The sequence below is a fragment of the Streptomyces sp. NBC_01016 genome, from assembly GCF_026341035.1.
Classification (GTDB): Bacteria; Actinomycetota; Actinomycetes; order Streptomycetales; family Streptomycetaceae; genus Streptomyces.
In genome coordinates this window covers 4,933,821-4,950,761 of the sequence record NZ_JAPEOQ010000001.1, presented here as the reverse complement: position 1 = coordinate 4,950,761, position 16,941 = coordinate 4,933,821, and the positions used below count along the sequence as shown (strand labels likewise).

General features: G+C 71.4%; 15 protein-coding genes and 1 riboswitch. Of the genes, 9 read left to right on the top strand and 6 right to left on the bottom strand.

Features of this window, described 5'->3' with window-relative positions; translation table 11 throughout:
• Window positions 1–88 precede the first annotated feature (88 nt).
• Both OG746_RS22265 and OG746_RS22260 read left to right on the top strand, forming a co-directional pair.
• The gene (locus OG746_RS22265) at window positions 89–625 is read left to right on the top strand and encodes a hypothetical protein (protein ID WP_266717164.1); all 537 of its coding nucleotides are present in this window, start codon (window positions 89–91) and stop codon (window positions 623–625) included.
• Complete coding sequence (locus tag OG746_RS22260; protein WP_266717163.1) at window positions 613–1,314, top strand: cupredoxin domain-containing protein; 702 nt, start codon at window positions 613–615, stop codon at window positions 1,312–1,314. The genes OG746_RS22265 and OG746_RS22260 overlap by 13 nt, the downstream gene beginning before the upstream one ends.
• On the opposite strand, the gene thiD is transcribed toward OG746_RS22260, so the two are convergent.
• From thiD to OG746_RS22240, 4 genes are all read right to left on the bottom strand, one after another.
• On the bottom strand, window positions 1,315–2,136 hold the full coding sequence (thiD, locus tag OG746_RS22255; RefSeq protein ID WP_266717162.1) for a bifunctional hydroxymethylpyrimidine kinase/phosphomethylpyrimidine kinase: 822 nt from the start codon (window positions 2,134–2,136) through the stop codon (window positions 1,315–1,317).
• Complete coding sequence (thiE, locus tag OG746_RS22250) at window positions 2,133–2,867, bottom strand: thiamine phosphate synthase (protein ID WP_266717161.1); 735 nt, start codon at window positions 2,865–2,867, stop codon at window positions 2,133–2,135. Before thiE ends, thiD begins: the two co-directional genes overlap by 4 nt.
• Window positions 2,864–3,685 (bottom strand): hydroxyethylthiazole kinase, encoded by an 822-nt coding sequence (gene thiM / locus OG746_RS22245; RefSeq protein WP_266717159.1) that lies wholly within the window; start codon window positions 3,683–3,685, stop codon window positions 2,864–2,866. The genes thiE and thiM overlap by 4 nt, the downstream gene beginning before the upstream one ends.
• A gap of 68 nt (window positions 3,686–3,753) precedes the next feature.
• Window positions 3,754–5,154, bottom strand: a complete 1,401-nt coding sequence (locus tag OG746_RS22240; RefSeq protein WP_266717157.1) for a purine-cytosine permease family protein — start codon at window positions 5,152–5,154, stop codon at window positions 3,754–3,756.
• Window positions 5,144–5,238: riboswitch (TPP riboswitch) on the bottom strand. (Overlaps the previous gene by 11 nt.)
• 414 nt (window positions 5,239–5,652) lie before the next feature.
• On the opposite strand from OG746_RS22240, the gene OG746_RS22235 reads away from it, so the two are divergent.
• The 4 genes from OG746_RS22235 (at window position 5,653) to OG746_RS22220 (ending at window position 10,604) form a co-directional block, all read left to right on the top strand.
• On the top strand, window positions 5,653–7,071 hold the full coding sequence (locus tag OG746_RS22235) for a family 2B encapsulin nanocompartment shell protein (RefSeq protein WP_266717155.1): 1,419 nt from the start codon (window positions 5,653–5,655) through the stop codon (window positions 7,069–7,071).
• A 54-nt stretch (window positions 7,072–7,125) separates the two neighbouring features.
• Window positions 7,126–8,445, top strand: coding sequence for a family 2 encapsulin nanocompartment cargo protein terpene cyclase (locus OG746_RS22230; RefSeq protein ID WP_266717153.1), 1,320 nt, complete (start codon window positions 7,126–7,128; stop codon window positions 8,443–8,445).
• Between the two features lie 16 nt (window positions 8,446–8,461).
• A complete protein-coding gene (locus OG746_RS22225) occupies window positions 8,462–9,349 on the top strand; it encodes a geranyl diphosphate 2-C-methyltransferase (protein WP_266717151.1) in 888 nt (295 codons plus the stop codon).
• A 157-nt stretch (window positions 9,350–9,506) separates the two neighbouring features.
• The gene (locus tag OG746_RS22220; protein ID WP_266717149.1) at window positions 9,507–10,604 is read left to right on the top strand and encodes a hypothetical protein; all 1,098 of its coding nucleotides are present in this window, start codon (window positions 9,507–9,509) and stop codon (window positions 10,602–10,604) included.
• 64 nt (window positions 10,605–10,668) lie between these two features.
• Here OG746_RS22220 and OG746_RS22215 read toward each other — a convergent pair whose 3' ends face one another.
• A complete protein-coding gene (locus tag OG746_RS22215; RefSeq protein ID WP_266717147.1) occupies window positions 10,669–11,277 on the bottom strand; it encodes a TetR/AcrR family transcriptional regulator in 609 nt (202 codons plus the stop codon).
• Between the two features lie 110 nt (window positions 11,278–11,387).
• Between OG746_RS22215 and OG746_RS22210 the strand changes: the two genes are divergently transcribed.
• The gene (locus tag OG746_RS22210) at window positions 11,388–14,117 is read left to right on the top strand and encodes an alpha-L-rhamnosidase (RefSeq protein ID WP_266717145.1); all 2,730 of its coding nucleotides are present in this window, start codon (window positions 11,388–11,390) and stop codon (window positions 14,115–14,117) included.
• Window positions 14,118–14,158: 41 nt separating this feature from the next.
• Window positions 14,159–15,442: an MFS transporter gene (locus tag OG746_RS22205; RefSeq protein ID WP_266717143.1), complete on the top strand. Its 1,284-nt coding sequence runs from the start codon at window positions 14,159–14,161 to the stop codon at window positions 15,440–15,442.
• A 19-nt stretch (window positions 15,443–15,461) separates the two neighbouring features.
• Here OG746_RS22205 and OG746_RS22200 read toward each other — a convergent pair whose 3' ends face one another.
• Complete coding sequence (locus tag OG746_RS22200; protein ID WP_266717141.1) at window positions 15,462–16,160, bottom strand: hypothetical protein; 699 nt, start codon at window positions 16,158–16,160, stop codon at window positions 15,462–15,464.
• A 124-nt stretch (window positions 16,161–16,284) separates the two neighbouring features.
• Here OG746_RS22200 and OG746_RS22195 point away from each other — a divergent pair, with 124 nt between their 5' ends.
• On the top strand, window positions 16,285–16,935 hold the full coding sequence (locus OG746_RS22195) for a TetR/AcrR family transcriptional regulator (protein ID WP_266717139.1): 651 nt from the start codon (window positions 16,285–16,287) through the stop codon (window positions 16,933–16,935).
• Window positions 16,936–16,941 lie beyond the last annotated feature (6 nt).

Sequence of the window (16,941 nt, the reverse complement as noted above, 5' to 3'; positions counted from 1 at the left end):
CGCAGTCGGCCGGCCCGCCACCGCCGCCATTGTCCCCGCACGACCCGCCCAATGCCATGCCCCTCCCTCGTGAACCGAGGTGCCCGCCATGAGCGCACACATGACCACGCAGACCCTGCCCGTCCCGTCCGCCGCCCCGCCCGAACCCGGCCCTTCCTGGCTGCCACGCCCCGGCGCGTACGCCGCCGCCGGAGACCGCTGCATCGTCGAAATCAGCACCCGGCTCGGCCCGTTGACCACCCTGCGCCGCCGCGTCACCGCCGACGAGGCGACACTCACCGTCGCACCGACACCCGACGACTGTGTGCTGGCTCTCCGGCTCACCGGTGACGCGCTCGGCGGCGACGAGCTCTCCTTCGTCAGCACCGCCCTCGAACCGCGGGCGGACGGCGCCCAGTTGCTCGTCCACGGTGAGCTGGCCACGGCCGACACGACCGTTCCCGGCGTCCCCGCGACGCTGCCCCTGCGCGTCGTTTCCCGCACGGACGACACACTCCTCGTCCTCGGCACCGCCCGCGTCCCCTACGGTCACCTGCGCCGCACCACGGGCTTCGCCCTGTCCCGCATCCGCCCCGCAGACCAGCTGCGTCTGCTCGTCGCCGCGGAGTTCACATGCCCCGCCTGACCCACCGCGCCGCACACCTCGCGCTCGCCACCGTGATCGGCTCCGGCGCCGTCGTGTTCCTCCCCGTGCCCGCCGCACACGCGGCGGGTCACCAAGTCCTCATGTCGGACTACAAGTTCGGGCCCCGTACGCTCACGATCCCGGTCGGCGACAGCGTCACCTGGGTCAACCAGGACACCGCGCCGCACGACGTCAAGACCACGTCGGGCCCGGCCTCGATCCACTCACCGATGCTCGACAAGGGCGGCACCTGGAGCCATACGTTCACCAAGGCGGGCTCGTACGGCTACGTCTGCACCGTGCACCCCGGGATGACCGGCGGAATCGTCGTCAAGGCCGCCGCGACGACCCGCGCCCCGGCTCCCAGCACCCCACCCCCGGCGGCCGCACACACCCACGAACACCCCAGCCCGACACCCACCAAGACGTCGAGCGCGAGCCCCACCCCCAGCTCGACACCCACGCCGTCCGAACACCACAGCAGCGCGGCCGCCGCGCCACCGGCCCCCGCATCGCCCACACCGCAAGCGGAGCAGACCCCGGCGACGCAGGCCGTCGGCGCCGCCCGCCCGCTCGACCCGCTGCTCGTCCTGGCCGGGATCGTCGCCGGGTGCGCCGTGCTCTGCCTGCTCCTGGTCGGCTCCCGTGCGGCGGCGGCCTCCGCCGCGCACACCCCGGAAGGGAGGTGATCACACCGAGCGGAACCGCCACCCATGGTCGACGGGCCCGATCCCGGCCCCCAGCGCGAACCCCGCCGCGATGGCCCCGGTGACGTACTCCTTGGCCCGGCGCACCGCCTCCGGCACCTCATGCCCCTGGGCAAGACCGACCGCGACGGCCGAGGCGAGGGTGCAACCCGTGCCGTGGGTGTGGGCGTTGTTGTGGCGCGGCGAGCGCAGCCAGTGCTCGTCCGTGCCGTCGGTGAGCAGGTCGACGGCCTCGCCGGGCAGGTGACCGCCCTTGATGAGCACCCAGCGGGGCCCGTAGGCGAGCAGCCGCTCGGCGGCCCGCCGCATGTCACGTTCCGCGGTGTCGGCCTCGACCGCGACGCCGGTGAGTTCGGCGACCTCGTCGAGGTTCGGCGTGACCACCGTCGCCACCGGCAGCAGGCGGTCCCGTACGGCGTCGATCGCGTCGTCGGCGAGCAGCCGGTCGCCGTGCTTGGAGACGCTGACGGGGTCGACGACGACGGGTGCCGGCGCCTCGGCCAGCAACTCGGCGACCGTGACGACCATGTCGGGGTCGGCGAGCATGCCGGTCTTGAGCGCCTGCACGCCGATGTCGTCGACGACGCTGCGGTACTGGGTGCGCACGGCGTCGAGCGGGAGGCTCCAAGCGCCTTGTACGCCAAGGGAGTTCTGTGCGGTAACGGCGGTGAGCACGCTCATGCCGTGCGCGCCGAGGGCCAGCATGGTCTTGAGGTCGGCCTGGATCCCGGCGCCTCCGCCGGAGTCGGACCCGGCGATGGTGAGCACGCGGGGCGGCGCGACCGCGGGCGGTGTCTCGGTCATGCGGAGGCATCCTTTCGGATACGGGGACGGGTGTGGGTATCTCGGCTGTCGGACCAGGCGTCGGCGTAGGTCCGGGCGGCGACCAGTGGGTCGTCGGCGGCGCAGATGCCCGAGACGATCGCGGCCCCCGCCGCGCCCCCGGCCCGCAGGTGCGGCAGGTCGGCGGGGATGACGCCGCCGATGGCCACGGCGGGCAGCGCACTCGACCCGGCCAGCGCGGCGAAGCCGTCGAGGCCGAGTGGCTCGGGGGCGTCGTCCTTGGTGCGGGTGGTGTGCAGGGCGCCGATGCCGACGTGGTCGACGCGGGCGTCGGAGACCGCGGCGGCGTTCAGCTCCTGGGCGGTGGCCGCGCTCAGCCCCAACACCGCGTCGTCGCCGATGAGTTGACGTACGGCGGTGGCGGGCAGGTCGGACTGGCCCACGTGGACGCCCGTGACGCGTGCGCCGTTCGCCCGTGCGGCCAGGAACACGTCGACCCGGTCGTTGACGATCAGCGCGACGTGCTCGGGCAGGACCTCGGCGACGTCCAGGACGGTGCACAGGAACTCCCGTCCGCTCGCGTGCTTCTCCCGGATCTGTACGGCGGTGACGCCCCCGGCCACGGCCTGCGCAACGGTCTCGGCCACGGTCCGGCCGCGGGCCGCGCACTGCGCGGTGTCGGTGACCAGATACACCGACAGGTCGACACCGGCATCCATCGGCCGAGGGCGGGCCGTCATGTGTGCCGTCATGACACCTCCGCCCGCTTCGCGAGGTCCTCCGGGGTGAGCGCGGCGAGCGCGTCCAGGAAGCCGACGGCGAAGCTGCCGGGTCCTGCCGCGGTCCGGGCCGCGGACTCGGCGGCGACCGTGTACGCGGTGGCCGCGGCGACGGTCGTCGCGAACCGGTCCTCGTCCACCGCGGCGAACGCGGCCATCACCGCGCCCAGCGCGCAGCCGCCGCCGGTCACGCGGGTCAGCAGGGCGTCCCCGTTGGCGATCCGGGCGGTGCGCGTGCCGTCGGTGACGTAGTCCACGGGCCCCGACACGGCGACCACGCTGCCCGCCGTCCGCGCGAGCTCCGCGGCCGCGTCCTCGGCGTCGTCGACACCGTGGGAGGCGTCCACGCCCCGGCCGCCGCCGCCCGCGCCCGCGAGCGCGATGATCTCGGAGGCGTTGCCCCTGATCACGGTCGGCCGCAGCGCGAGCAGGTCGGCGGCCAGGGCCGTGCGTACGGGCAGCGCGCCGATGGCCACCGGGTCGAGCACCCACGGTGTGCCCGCCTCGGTCGCGGCGCGCGCCGCCTCGGGCATGGCGGCGCGCTGCTCGGCGCGCGGGGTGCCGAGGTTGACCAGCACGCCCGAGGCCACGCGGGCGAAGGGCCCCGCCTCGTCGGGGATGTCGACCATGGCGGGCGCGGCGCCCACCGCGAGCAGCACGTTGGCGGTGAACCCGGTGACCACCGCGTTGGTCAGGCACTGCACCAGCGGTGCGTCGTGCTGTACGCGCCCGAGCGCCTGCGCCGCGAAGGCGACGAGGTCTTCGGGGCGGCCGGGGGGCGTCTGGTGCATGGGGTGACTCCAGGTACAGGAGGTGCGACAAGTACAGGTGGTGCGAGGTGCAGGGCTCGTACGGCAGGTCAGCCGCGTCGCCGCAGCCGCAGCGGCGCGTACACAACGGCGGCCACGAGGAACGCTACGTAGTACGACACGTCCGCGCCGTGCAGCGCTTCGGCCACCGGGCCCACGTACAGGCTGGTGTCCATGAACGGGACCGCCGCGGCGAAGGCGGCCGCGAAGGCCAGCAGCGCCGGCCAGGCGGGCTGCCGCCGCTCGCGCTCGGCGACGAGGTCGAGCGGCGCTCCGGCCCGCGCCCTGGCCCGCGCGCGCCAGTCGACGAGGACGATCGCCACGAACCCGGGAATCCAGTACCCGACGAACAGCAGCACATTCTGGAACCGCGCGGTGGTGTCGGCGGCGTGCATCCACAGCACGAGCGGGAAGCCGAGCGCGGCGGCGAGGGCGGCGGCCACCGGGCGCGGGATGCGCACGCCGATGGTCTGCAGGGCGAGCGAGCCGCTGTAGTCGTTCATGGCGTTGCTGCACAGCGCAGCCAGCGCCACGGCGAGCAGCCCGAACGCGCCGACCGCTCCCCCGCCGAGGATCTTGTCGACCCCGGCCGCCGTCTGGTCGGTCAGCACGGAGGCGCCCCACAACCCGAGCGCCTGCACGGCCACGAACGACACGAGCAGGCCGAGCAGCGTGTACCAGAACATGCGGGTACGGGAGGTGGTGGCGGGCAGGTAGCGGCTGAAGTCGCTGGCGTACGGCGCCCAGGACAGGCTGAGGCTCAGCGCGATGGTGCCGGTCAGGACGAACGCGCCGGCGCGGTCGGCCCCGTGCACGGAGCCGTGGGCGGCCGGGTGCACGCCGTCGAGCAGCCGCCAGGCGATCAGCGCGAACGCGGCGCCGAGCACAAAGGTCATGACGATCTGCAGCCGGTGGATGGCCTCGTAGCCGAAGACACCGAGCAGGCCCTGAGCGAGCAGCATGACGAGGACGCCGGCCCAGAACGGCCAGCCGAACAACCGGGCCAGCGCGTCGCCGCCGAACAGGCCGATCAGCGCGTCCCACGCGATGGACGACAGCCACTGCAGCACGCCCGGCAGCACGACGCCCCGCCCGAACGCGAGCCCGGCCAGCGGCAGTTGCCCCGCCCCGGTCCGGCTCCCCCACGTCCCCAGGTAGGCGGTCGGCACCGCCCCGACCAGGGTGCCGAGCACGACGGCGGCGAGCGCGGTCGCGAAGTCGAGGCCGAGCGCGATGCCGACGGTGCCGGTGAAGACGCCGGTCATGGTCAGGTTCGGGGCGAACCACACGGTGAACAGGCGCCCGGCCCCGCCGTAGCGGTTGCCCTCGGGCACCGGTTCGATGCCGTGCCCCTCGATGCCGAGGTCGCCGGGTGCCGCGGGCATCCGCCCGTCGAAGGCGCCGCTCTCGCGGTCGGCAGGCAGGCCATTGGAAACATGCGCGACAGGCATGAGACATCCCTCCGCCAGTACGAACTGGTTCAGGTTCGACGGGTGTGTTCTCAGCCCTCGGGTGGGGCACCCCGTGTCCGGTTACGGCGGCCAGGGTAACGCGATGGCCGGGGTCGGTGCGCGCGTGGGTTCCCGTTCCGCCATGCCGCCTCTACCTTGCCCCGTGCAAAGTCCGCAATGAGGACCTGTGCGGCAGCTGGCCGACTTCCATCGGGTTTGCGATGCCGCGGCGCCCTCCCGCCGCGTGGGCACGGGGCCGGCGTCCGCAGGGACACACCACGAAAACGGGCCGAGATCCATCGGTCACCGGGCAAACACCGCGCGGCCTTGATCATCGCATCGAGCTAATGTCACCGGCTTTCCTTGGTTGGGCGGTCGAGGCGGCCCTTACGGTGATCCAGGTTCTGGACGCATTACCCCTGACATATCCATCTTTCCTTCTTCTGTCCCGTTGTTACGGGCAAGCGCGCTTTCGCCCGACCAAGGAGAGCTCACTCGATGACCGTTGACTCGACCACGCCGGACACCGCGTCGGTGCCGCGGCAGCAGACCAGCCTCGGCACGGCGGCCGCCCGCAACCTCGCCACCACGACCAAGTCCGCACCGCAGATGCAGGAGATCACCTCGCGGTGGCTGCTGCGGATGCTGCCCTGGGTCGAGACCAAGGGCGGCGTCTACCGGGTGAACCGCCGCCTGACCTACACCGTCGGCGACGGGACCATCGAGTTCATCCAGGACGGCGGCGACGTCCGGGTGATCCCCCGCGAACTCGGTGAACTGGCGCTGCTGCGCGGCTTCGACGACGTCGAGGTGCTCACCACCCTCGCCGACCGGTGCGTGCAGCGCGACTTCCGGGCCGGCGACACACTGGTCGAGCGCGGGGCACCGGCGGACAAGCTCCACCTGATCGCCCACGGCCGCGTCAGCCAGCTCTCCGAGGGCGAGTACGGCGACGAGGTCGCGCTCGACGTCCTCGCCGACGGCGACCGCTTCGGGGACAGCGCGCTGCTGGACGAGGACGCCCGCTGGGAGCAGACCGCGGTCGCCGAGACCTCGGGCACCCTGCTCACCCTGTCGCGCTCCGACTTCGCGGCCGTGCTGTCCGCGGCACCGCACCTGCGGGAGCACGTCGACGAGTTCACGTCGCTCGCGAGCCGGGGCCAGAACCACCGAGGCGAGGCCGAGATCCCCATGTCGGCGGGGCACGTGGGCGAGCACGAACTGCCCGGCGCCTTCGTCGACTACGAGGCGAAGCCGCGCGAGTACGAGCTCTCGGCCGCCCAGACGATCCTGCGGGTGCACACCAGGGTCGCCGATCTCTACAACGAGCCGATGAACCAGACGAAGGAGCAACTCCGGCTCACCATCGAGGCGTTGCGCGAGCGCCAGGAGCACGAGCTCGTCAACAACCGGGAGTTCGGCCTGCTCCACAACGCCGACTTCAAGCAGCGCCTCCAGCCGCACTCGGGACCGCCCACGCCGGACGACCTGGACGAGCTGCTCTGCCGCCGCCGCGGCTCGAAGTTCTTCCTCGCGCACCCCCGCACGATCGCGGCGATGGGGCGCGAGTTCAACGCGCGCGGGCTCTATCCCGACCACGTCGACCTCGGCGGCCAGCAGGTGCCGGCCTGGCGCGGGGTGCCGATCCTGCCCTGCAACAAGATCCCGGTCACCAAGGAGCGCACCAGCTCGATCCTCTGCATGCGTACCGGCGAGGACAACCAGGGTGTCGTCGGCCTGCACCAGACCGGGCTGCCGGACGAGTACGAACCGGGGTTGTCGGTCCGGTTCATGGGCGTCGACGAGCAGGCCATCACCAAGTACCTCGTCAGCACCTACTACTCCGCCGCGATCCTCGTGCCGGACGCGGTCGGTGTGCTGGAGAACGTGCAGATCGGCCGCTGGCCCAGCAGGTAGCGGAGCAGGACCTTCGGCCGACCGCCCCACCAAGGAGCCCTCAAGGAGACATGGATGCCCCCGCCTGAGCCGACACCTCCTCAGTCGAGCCTGCCGGAAGCGGTCTCCCGCTTCGGGGCACAGGTCCTGGCCGACGCCGCGGCCCGCGCCCGTGACATCGGCGCCGTCACGGGCGGCGCGCCCCGAGGGGCCCCGCCGGCCGCCGAGGCACCCACGGTCGAGGTGCCGCCGGCCCCGGTGCCGGTCGAGGCGCCTGCGGCCGAAGTCCCGGCCGCGACCGCCGACTTGGAGCGGCTGCTGCGCGGGCCCAGCGGCCTCGGCACGGCGGGCCTGCGGCTGACTCCGCGAGCGGAGCCGAGTCCGTCGGACCCGGCTCCGACGCCAAGTACCGCGAAGGGCCGGCCCGTTCCCGGCCTGTACCACCACCCGGCGCCCGACCCCGATCCCGTACGGGTCGCGGAGGTCGGCCGCCGGATCAAGGCCTGGGCGCTTGACGAGGTCGACCTGTACCCCGACGACTGGGAGGAGGAGTTCGACGGATTCTCCGTGGGCAGCTACATGGTCGGCTGCCACCCCGACGCACCCACCGTCGACCACGTCATGATCGCCACCCGGCTGATGATGGCCGAGAACGCGCTGGACGACTGCTACTGCGAGGACCACGGTGGCTCGCCCGTCGGCCTCGGCTCCCGGCTCCTGCTCGCGCACACCACGCTCGACCCGCTGTACACGACGCGGGAGTACCAGCCGCAGTGGGCGGATTCGCTCTACGCGGACGCGCCCCGGCGCGCCTACCGCTCCGCCATGGAGTACTTCGTCCAGGCCAGCAGCGCTTCGCAGGCCGACCGCTACCGGCACGACATGGCCCGGCTGCACATGGGCTACCTCGCCGAAGCGGCCTGGTCCGAGCACGACCACGTACCGGAGGTGTGGGAGTACCTGGCAATGCGCCAGTTCAACAACTTCCGCCCCTGTCCGACCATCACCGACACCGTCGGCGGCTACGAACTGCCGGCGGATCTGCACGCCCTGCCGGACATGCAGAAGGTCATCGCGCTCGCGGGGAACGCGACGACCATCGTCAACGACCTGTACTCGTACACGAAGGAACTCGACGCTCCCGGACGGCACTTGAACCTGCCGGTCGTGATCGCGGAACGCGAGGACCTGTCCGACAAGGAGGCCTACCTCAAGTCGGTCGAGGTCCACAACGAACTCATGCACGCCTTCGAGACAGAGGCCGCGGCCCTGGCCGCCGCCTGCCCGCTCCCGAACGTCCAGCGCTTCCTGCGGGGCGTCGCGGCGTGGGTCGACGGCAACCACCAATGGCACCAGAACAACACCTACCGCTACAGCCTGCCCGACTTCTGGTAAGAGATAGGACACATCAGTGACCAGCACCGAACTCACCGCCACGGCCCCCACGACCACCCCGTACATCCCCGAGCCGGCCACCCCCTACCAGGGGGACATCGCCCGCTACTGGGACGGCGAGGCCCGGCCGGTCAACCTGCGGCTCGGCGATGTCGACGGTCTGTACCACCACCACTACGGCATCGGCGCCGTCGACCACACCGCACTCGGCGACGGGACGGGTGCCGCGAACGAGCAGAAGCTGATCGCCGAGCTGCACCGTCTCGAGTCGGCACAGGCCGAGTACCTGCTCGGGCACCTCGGTGACATCGGACGCGACGACACCCTGGTGGACGCCGGCTGCGGCCGCGGCGGCTCGATGGTGATGGCGCACCAGCGCTTCGGGAGCAAGGTCGAGGGAGTCACGCTCTCCGCCAAGCAGGCCGACTTCGCCAACGGCCGGGCCGAGGAACTCGGCATCCAGGACCACGTCAGGGCGCGCGTCTGCAACATGCTGTCCACCCCGTTCGAGACCGGGCAGATCTCGGCGTCGTGGAACAACGAGTCGACCATGTACGTCGACCTGCACGACCTGTTCGCCGAACACTCCCGCATCCTGGAGGTCGGCGGCCGTTACGTGACCATCACCGGCTGCTGGAACCCGCGGTACGGTCAGCCCTCGAAGTGGGTGTCCCAGATCAACGCGCACTTCGAGTGCAACATCCACTCGCGCCGGGAGTACCTGCGCGCGATGGCCGACAACCGCCTGGTGCCGCAGACCGTCATCGACCTCACGCCCGACACCCTTCCGTACTGGGAGCTGCGGGCCACGTCGTCGCTGGTGACGGGGATCGAGGACGCGTTCATCAACTCGTACAGGGACGGCTCGTTCCAGTACCTGCTGATCGCGGCGGACCGCGTCTGACCGTCCGCTGACCACCAGGGAGGGGCCGTTCGCGAGCGGCCCCTCCCCCCTTCGACACACCCGGCGTTCGCGCCTGTGCCATGATCCGTCGACGGCGGCCGGCCCTGGGGAGGGACCGGCCGCCACTTACACGGCACGACACAAGGGGAGTTCACAAGTGAATCCGGGTGGGGATCAGAGCGGTTCGTCGCTGTCGGACGAGGATTGGGAGCGCTTCCTCCAGGAGTCCGAGGACGGTGTGCGGGACGCTCCGAAGGAGCCGTCGGCGCGCGCCCGCATGGTGACGCGCCGTTTGCAGGAGGAGGACGCCCGGCCCGATCCGTGGCGTTCGCACCAGCCGGCCCGGCCGCGCCGCCGTACGGGTTGGTACGTGCTCGGCCTGGTGGCGGCGCTGGCCGTGGTGGTCGTGGCACTCGCTCCGGGACGGGTGACGGACTGGTTCGGGTCCGGGTTCGGGTCCAGCTCCGCCTCCGACGAGACGACACCGCTCGCCGCGTCGCCGCCACCCGCGGGGTCGGCGGAACTCCCCACACTGGCCGAGCCGTTCAAGGGCTCCCCCGCCGCACGCTGGGCCTCCGGAACGGCCGGGATCTCTCTGCCCGCGGCCCGGGCCACCGGCTGGATGAGCAAGGCCCAGGTCGCCCGGACCCTCGAACGCTCCCGGGACTTCCTCGCCGCGTCCAGCCTGGAGCCCGGGGTGCTGCGCGGCGAACACCCCGCCGAGGCCATCGCCCTCATCAACCCCCACCAGCCGAAGGAACGCTCCTTCCTGGACAGGTCATTGACGTCACCGAGCGAAAAGTACAACCCGCTCGTCCTGTTCAGCCGCTTCGACGCAACGAAGGTCGAGCCGGCCGGCGACGTGGTCAAGACCCGCGGCCGCATCACGTACCGCGCAGGCGAAAGGGGTGCGCTGGAGGTCACCACCGACGTCACGTACGTGTACCCGGTGATGAGCGCGGAGACCGGCGACGACCGTGTCACACGCGTCATCGTCCGCCGCGAGGTCGTCATGAACTGGCCCGACCCGGCGAAGGTGATCACGGAGCCGGGCACCTTCTCGGTCGTCTCGAACCGCGTCGACACCACCAACGCCGGCTGCGAGACCTACACCGGCTACCTCACCCCGACCTTCACCGCCGAGCACGCCGCCGGCGACGGCCCCGTGGTGGACCCGTACGACCGGAGCGTCGCGATGGACGAGCGGATGGGCGGCGCCGGGGACGAGAGGTGCGGGGTCGCTGCGCGGTCGTGAACCGGAAGGGGCGGCGCGTCCGCCGAGCGCCCCGCCCCGCCCTGCCCCTCGCCGACCCGATCCATCAGGGGCGCAGTGACTCGGCCAGCCGCTCCAGGTGCCGCCTGATGTCGGCGAGCAGGTCGGTGCGCCCGCCGGACAGGACCCACTGCAACTGAAGGCCGTCGGACACGGCGATGCACTCCCGTGCGATGGCCTCGTAGTCGACGTCCTCACGGAAGAAGCCCTTCCGGGCACACGCCTCGAAGCGTGCCGCGAGTTCACTGATCGTGCGTTGGTACCTGGCCGCGAAGAGCTCGTGTGCGGCGCTGGACGGGTCCGCCGCCTCGGCGCTCAGCGTGACGAACAGTTCGATGAGTCCCGGCTCGGAGACGAATCGTCGGGTGACCGCGAGCAGGGCGTCGATCAGCGCGTCCCCGTCGGCGTCGGCCGAGGAGTCCACGAGGGCGGCCGCGACATCGAAGCGGTGCTCGGCGACCGCGAGCAGCAGGTGCTGCTTCGACGGGAAGTGGTGCAGCAGGCCGGTCGCCGTGATGCCCACTTCCTTGGCGATGCCCGTCATCGAGGTGTTCGCATACCCCGTTGTCGCGAACCGCTCGGCGGCCGTCGCGACGATGCGGTCCCTTCTCTCCCGTCCCACGGCGTAGCTGCCTCGACGTCTCGACTCGCTCATGCGCCGCAGCCTATCCCCGAAAACCGAACCCATTGGCTTTTCATTGAAACCCGAGTACTTTCGGTTTTCGTTCTCGCCGCCCGACGAGGCATGTCACGAAGGAGCCGCCGGTGGTCGCAGCACCCGTCACCCGCCTGACCGTCGAGTACCAGCCCGCCGCCCTCGCGATCGCCGTGCCGTGCCCACGCCTGTCCTGGGTGCCCGGACGGGAGCAGTCCGCTTACGAGATCGAGGTACGTGCGGCCGGTGAACTCGTCGCCCACACAGGGCGCGTGCCCAGCCGGGAGTGCCACCTGGTGGAGGTGCCGGATCTTCGCCTGCGTTCCGACACCGACTACGAGTGGCGCGTGCGCGTCTGGGACACGGACGGGGCGGTGAGCGGCTGGGCCTCCGCCCGGTTCGGAAGCGCGCTGCTGTCCGCGGACGACTGGACGGCCAGCTGGGTGCTGCCGAAGGCGCGCCCCACCGACATCGAGCGGTGGACCCTGCTCGACTGGGTCACCGGCCGCCGCCCCCAACAGGAGGCGGGCGAGCGCCTCGTACCGGTGCAACTGCTGCGCCAGCGCTTCGATCTCGACGCCTCCGTGGCGCGAGCCCGCCTGTATCTGACGGCCCGCGGCATCTACACCGCGGAGCTGAACGGCCGGCGCGTCGGCGACGAGGTCCTGGCGCCCGGCTTCGACAGCTACACCTCCCGCCTCTCCGTGCAGTGCTACGACGTGACCGATCTGCTCGGCCGCGGCGACAACATCCTGGGCGTGGCGCTGGCGGACGGCTGGTGGGCCGGGCGGATCGGGCTGACTGGGTCGAGCGCCCAGTTCGGCGCCACCACCGGCGCGCTCTGGCAGTTGCACATCGAGACGCAGGACGGACAGCGCCACCGTGTCACCTCCGACGGCGACGTGGTGTCCGCCGAAGGACCGTGGCCGTACGCGGACCTCTTCATCGGCGAGCGCTTCGACGCCCGCCTGTACGACCCGGATTGGAGCACGCCGGGCTTCGACGACACCACCTGGAACCCTGTCGAGACGGAGCCGGCCGACCCGAACGTACTCGTCCCCTTCGCCGGGGAACCGGTCCGCCGCGTCGACGAACTGCCGGCGCTGTCCGTTGCCCCGGACCCCGACGGCGGCTGGATCGCCGACTTCGGGCAGGTGGTCGCGGGCCGCGTCAGGATCACGCTGCGGGCGCCGGGCGAGGGCGACACCGTCACGCTCGAACACACCGAGACACTGGACGCGGACGGCCGCTGGTTCGAGAACATCGAGGGCATCAACAAGGAGCAGCGCGACACCTACGTCGCCGCAGGCCGCCCAGTCGAGACATACGAGCCCTCCTTCACCTTCCACGGCTTCCGCTACGTACGGGTGCGCGGGATCCAGGCCCCGCCCCACCTCGACGACCTGCGGGCGGTGGTGCTCTCCAGCGACCTGCCGCAGACGGGGTCCCTGCACCTGTCCGACGAGCGCCTGGACCGGCTGCACCGCAACGTGGTGTGGAGTCAGCGCGCCAACTTCCTGTCCGTACCCACGGATTGCCCGCAGCGCGAGCGGGCCGGGTGGGCCGGAGACATCCAGGTCTTCGCCCCCGCGGCGGCCAACAACGCGCTCGTCGCACCGTTTCTGACCCGATGGCTGGACAACCTGCGCGCGGACCAGGACAGCGAAGGGCGTATCCCGATCCTCTCCCCTCGCTCGGCCTACGACGACCAACTGGCGGACGCCGCCGAGGGGTTCGGCTCCATCAAGGCCTGCGCCGGTTGGAGCGACGCCATCGCCCTGGTGCCCTGGGTGCTCTACGAACGCTACGGCGACCGGCGGGTGCTGGCCGACACACTCGATGCCGCGCTGCGCTGGATCGACCACCAGCGCGGCAGCGCCGTCGAGTTGCCCGAGCGGCTGCGTGACACCGCCCTCACACCCGAACAACACACCCGCCAGGCACTCCTCTACAACGCGGGTGAACACTTTGGCGACTGGCTCACACCGAGCACCCTGGAGGGGCGCCCCCTCCATGAGGCCATCGGCGTCGCTCCGAAGCTGACGGCCGAGCTGATCGCGCCGATGTTCCAGGCACAGACGCTCACGGTCACCGCCCGATCCGCCGCCGCACTCGGCCGCACCGCCCTCGCCGCGCGACTGCGCGACGAAGCCGCACACGTCCGCGCGGCCTTCGCGGCCGAATACGTCGATGCCGAGGGACGTCTACCGGTCGCCCTGCAAGGCCCGTACGTCCTGGCCCTCGCCTTCGACATGGTGCCGGCCGCGCAACGCCCACTGCTCGTCGACCATCTCGTACACCTCATCACCGAGCGCGGCGAACGCCTGGACACCGGATTCCTCTCGGTTCCGTATCTGCTCGATGTCCTCTGGGACGCAGGCCACGCGGACCTCGCGCGGCGCCTGCTGTGGCAGGACCGGTGCCCGTCGTGGCTGTACGAGGTCGACCGGGGCGCCACCACCGTCTGGGAGGCGTGGGACGCCATCACGCCCGACGGCACGGTCCGCGCGGTCTCCTTCAACCACTACGCCTTCGGCTGCGTCGACGACTTCCTCTACCGCCGCATCGCCGGTATCCGGGCCACCGCCCCGGGCTTCCGCTCCGCGGTGCTCGAACCCGACCTCACCGGCCCGTTGGACCACGCCGACGCCGAGGTGTGGACACCGTACGGCCCGCTCCGCGTCGACTGGACCGTCACCGCCGGTGTCGCCGCGATCCACACCGAGATACCGCACGGCGTGGACGCCGTACTGGTCGCGTCCGGCCGCTCCGTCCAACTCGCCCCAGGTACCCACTACTTGCACATCTCCCTGCCCGCACAGGAGCACGGCAAGAAGTAGCACTACACCCCACGGTCATGCTTCGGACAAAGGAGTTCCCGATGACCGCCAACGCACTCCCGCTCACTCCGACGAACGCCTCCGCCACCAACGACACGGGCCCACGCCGCGGATTCATCCTCGTTCTCGGCCTCGCGGTCGGCTCCCTCAACGGAGTCCTGCTCGCCGCCTCGATCCTCACCCTCTCCATAGCGGCAGGCGGCATCGACAGCGCCCGGGCCACGACCGTGCTCTCCGCCGCCGTCACGGCCGGTGGGGTCGCCCAACTCGTGGGCTACCCCTTGGTCGGCCGACTCAGCGACCGCACCGCGTCACGATTCGGCCGCCGTCGCCCCTACCTGTTCATCGGGGCGGTCGTCATGGCCATCGGCGGCGCACTGGAGGTCGCCGCCCGCTCGACCACGGTCCTCGCTCTCGCCTACGTAACCCTGTCCATCGGCGCGGTCTGCGCCCTCGTGGCATGCAACGCGATCGTCCCCGACCAACTGCCCGCCGAGCGCCGCGGTCCCGCGTCCGCGGCCATCGGACTCGGCGCCCCCATCGGCGCCGTGGTCGGAATCTTCCTGGCCCAACTCGGCCAGCCGGACCTCGGACTCATGGTCCTTTACCCCACCGCCCTGGGCATCGCCTCGGCACTCGTCCTCGCGGCGTTCATCACCGACCGGCCGATCGGCCGCGCCGAACGCCCGCGGGTCACGCTCCGGATGACCTTGACGACCTTCTGGGTCAACCCGGTCCGTCACCCCGCCTTCGGGCTCGCCTGGCTCAGCCGCTTCTGCATCTTCTTCGGCGTCTCCAGCGTCAACGGCTACCAGGCCTTCTACCTGATCACGGTCCACCACATCGACCCGGCGACCGTCGGCACGAGCGTTCTGATGGCATCGCTTGTCGGCACGGGCACGGCCGTCCTCTTCTCACCGCTCGCCGGAAAACTCTCCGACAAGGTCGGCCGGCGCAAACCCTTCGTCATCACCTCCGCGGTGCTGTTCGCCGCCGGGCTCGTCCTCACGGCTCTCGCCCGCGACTTCCCCGCATTCCTCGCCGCCGTGGCCGTCACCGGCCTGGGGCAGGGCATCTACTTCGCGGTCGACTTCGCCCTGATCACCGAGGTCCTGCCCGACCCGGACAACACCGCGAAGGACCTCGGCATCATGAACCTCGCCATGTCCCTGCCGTCCTCGGTCGTCCCCGCCATCGCCCCGACCCTCCTCGCGATCGGCGCGTCGACCGCGGCCCCGCAGAACTACACCGCCCTGTTCGGCGCCGGAGCGGTCGCCGCCGTCATCGGGGCCCTGGCCATCACCCCTATCCGCGGGGTCCGATAGCCGCCCACACGCGCCCAGTTCAGGCACGAGCCTCCGCGGCCGCAACGATCCAGTTCCTGAACTCGACGGCGTAGTGCCGCATGTGGTGGTCCAGAACGTCCTCGGGGCAGGCCGTGGGGAAGTAGACCGTCAGGCTCGCGGTGAACCCGTCGGCGGTGTCGCCGAACTGGATCAGCGCCCGCCCGACGACGGTGCCGTCCTCCAGGAACAGGTTCGAGGACTTCCTGTTCGGAAACTCCGCCTCCGGCAGGAGTTCGGCCGCGTCGTCGGCCCAGGCCATCGCGGCCGTCCCCCAGCCGCCCATGTAGAACGAACAGACGTGGGGGCCGATGTTCTCCACCACGCGCGCCCCGATCTCATCGGCGCCCATCACGTAGTGCTCGGGGTGGGCGGCCAGGAGCGGGCGCTCGTCGCCGCCCTCGAAGGCCGCGTCCATCCAGGCCAGGAACTCGCCCGAGGTCAGGCCACGCGCCGTGAGCACCGTCGTGCCCGCGTTGAACTTGCCGTCGGAGGTGCGCGCACACTCCCGCAGGAAGTCGTTGCCCTTCTCGATGTCCTCGGCCAACAGGTCGAGCAGGCCCTCGCGGCCCAGTCGCGTCCGGAAGCGGTCCAGGGCGCGGCGCGCGTAGAACAGCTCCATGTCGTCGATGCTGCCGGTACCGGTGGGCCCCGAATCGAGCGTCACGGTCACGGCCTGGGCCTTCTGGTTGTCGGTCACGGGCAGCTCCTCCAGTCAAATGCGAACGTGCATATACGTTCGCTTTATGGCGATGAGAGTAGCCAGAGCGGGACACCCCTTGTCAACAACCGCTGCCATGACCGCCGTCGATACGATGCGGGGCATGACCGACCAGCACGACCGCCCGGCGCCGTACCGACAGCCCCAACAGGCGCGCAGCGCCGCGACGCTGGCCCGCGTGCTGCGCGCGGCGGAGGAGATCGCCGCCTCGTCCGGCCTAGAGGAGATGACGATCACCGGCGTCGCCGCACGCGCCGGCGTTGCGGTCGGCACCATCTACCGCCGCTTCGAGGACAAAGAGCAGCTGATCAACGCACTGACGGACCGGATGCTGGAACGGCGCGAGGCGTACGTGACCGAGCAGCTGAGCAAGGCCGAGCCGTCGCTCCCGGGCGTCATGGACGCCTACGCGCACGCCCTGCTGCAGTCCTTCGCCGACCACAGCAACCTCTTCCCCGAACTGCTGCGCACACGGGGGACCAAGCCTCCGGACCGCGGGGCCCGCACCATCACCGAGGTTCACCGCCTTCTGCTCGAGGCAGCGGCCCCCTATGCCGGCGAGATCCGTCGCTCCGACCCGCAGAAGGCTCTGGACACCGTGGCCCGCGCCATCCTCGGCGCCTGCTTCCACAACTCCGTACGCCCCGACCCGGCCACCGGCGAGCAGGCCCAGCGCCAGTACGCGGACGAACTCAGCGACATGGCGATCGCCTACCTCCTCACGCCCGACCGCCGCGGCGCCGACCGCACTTGAGGCACC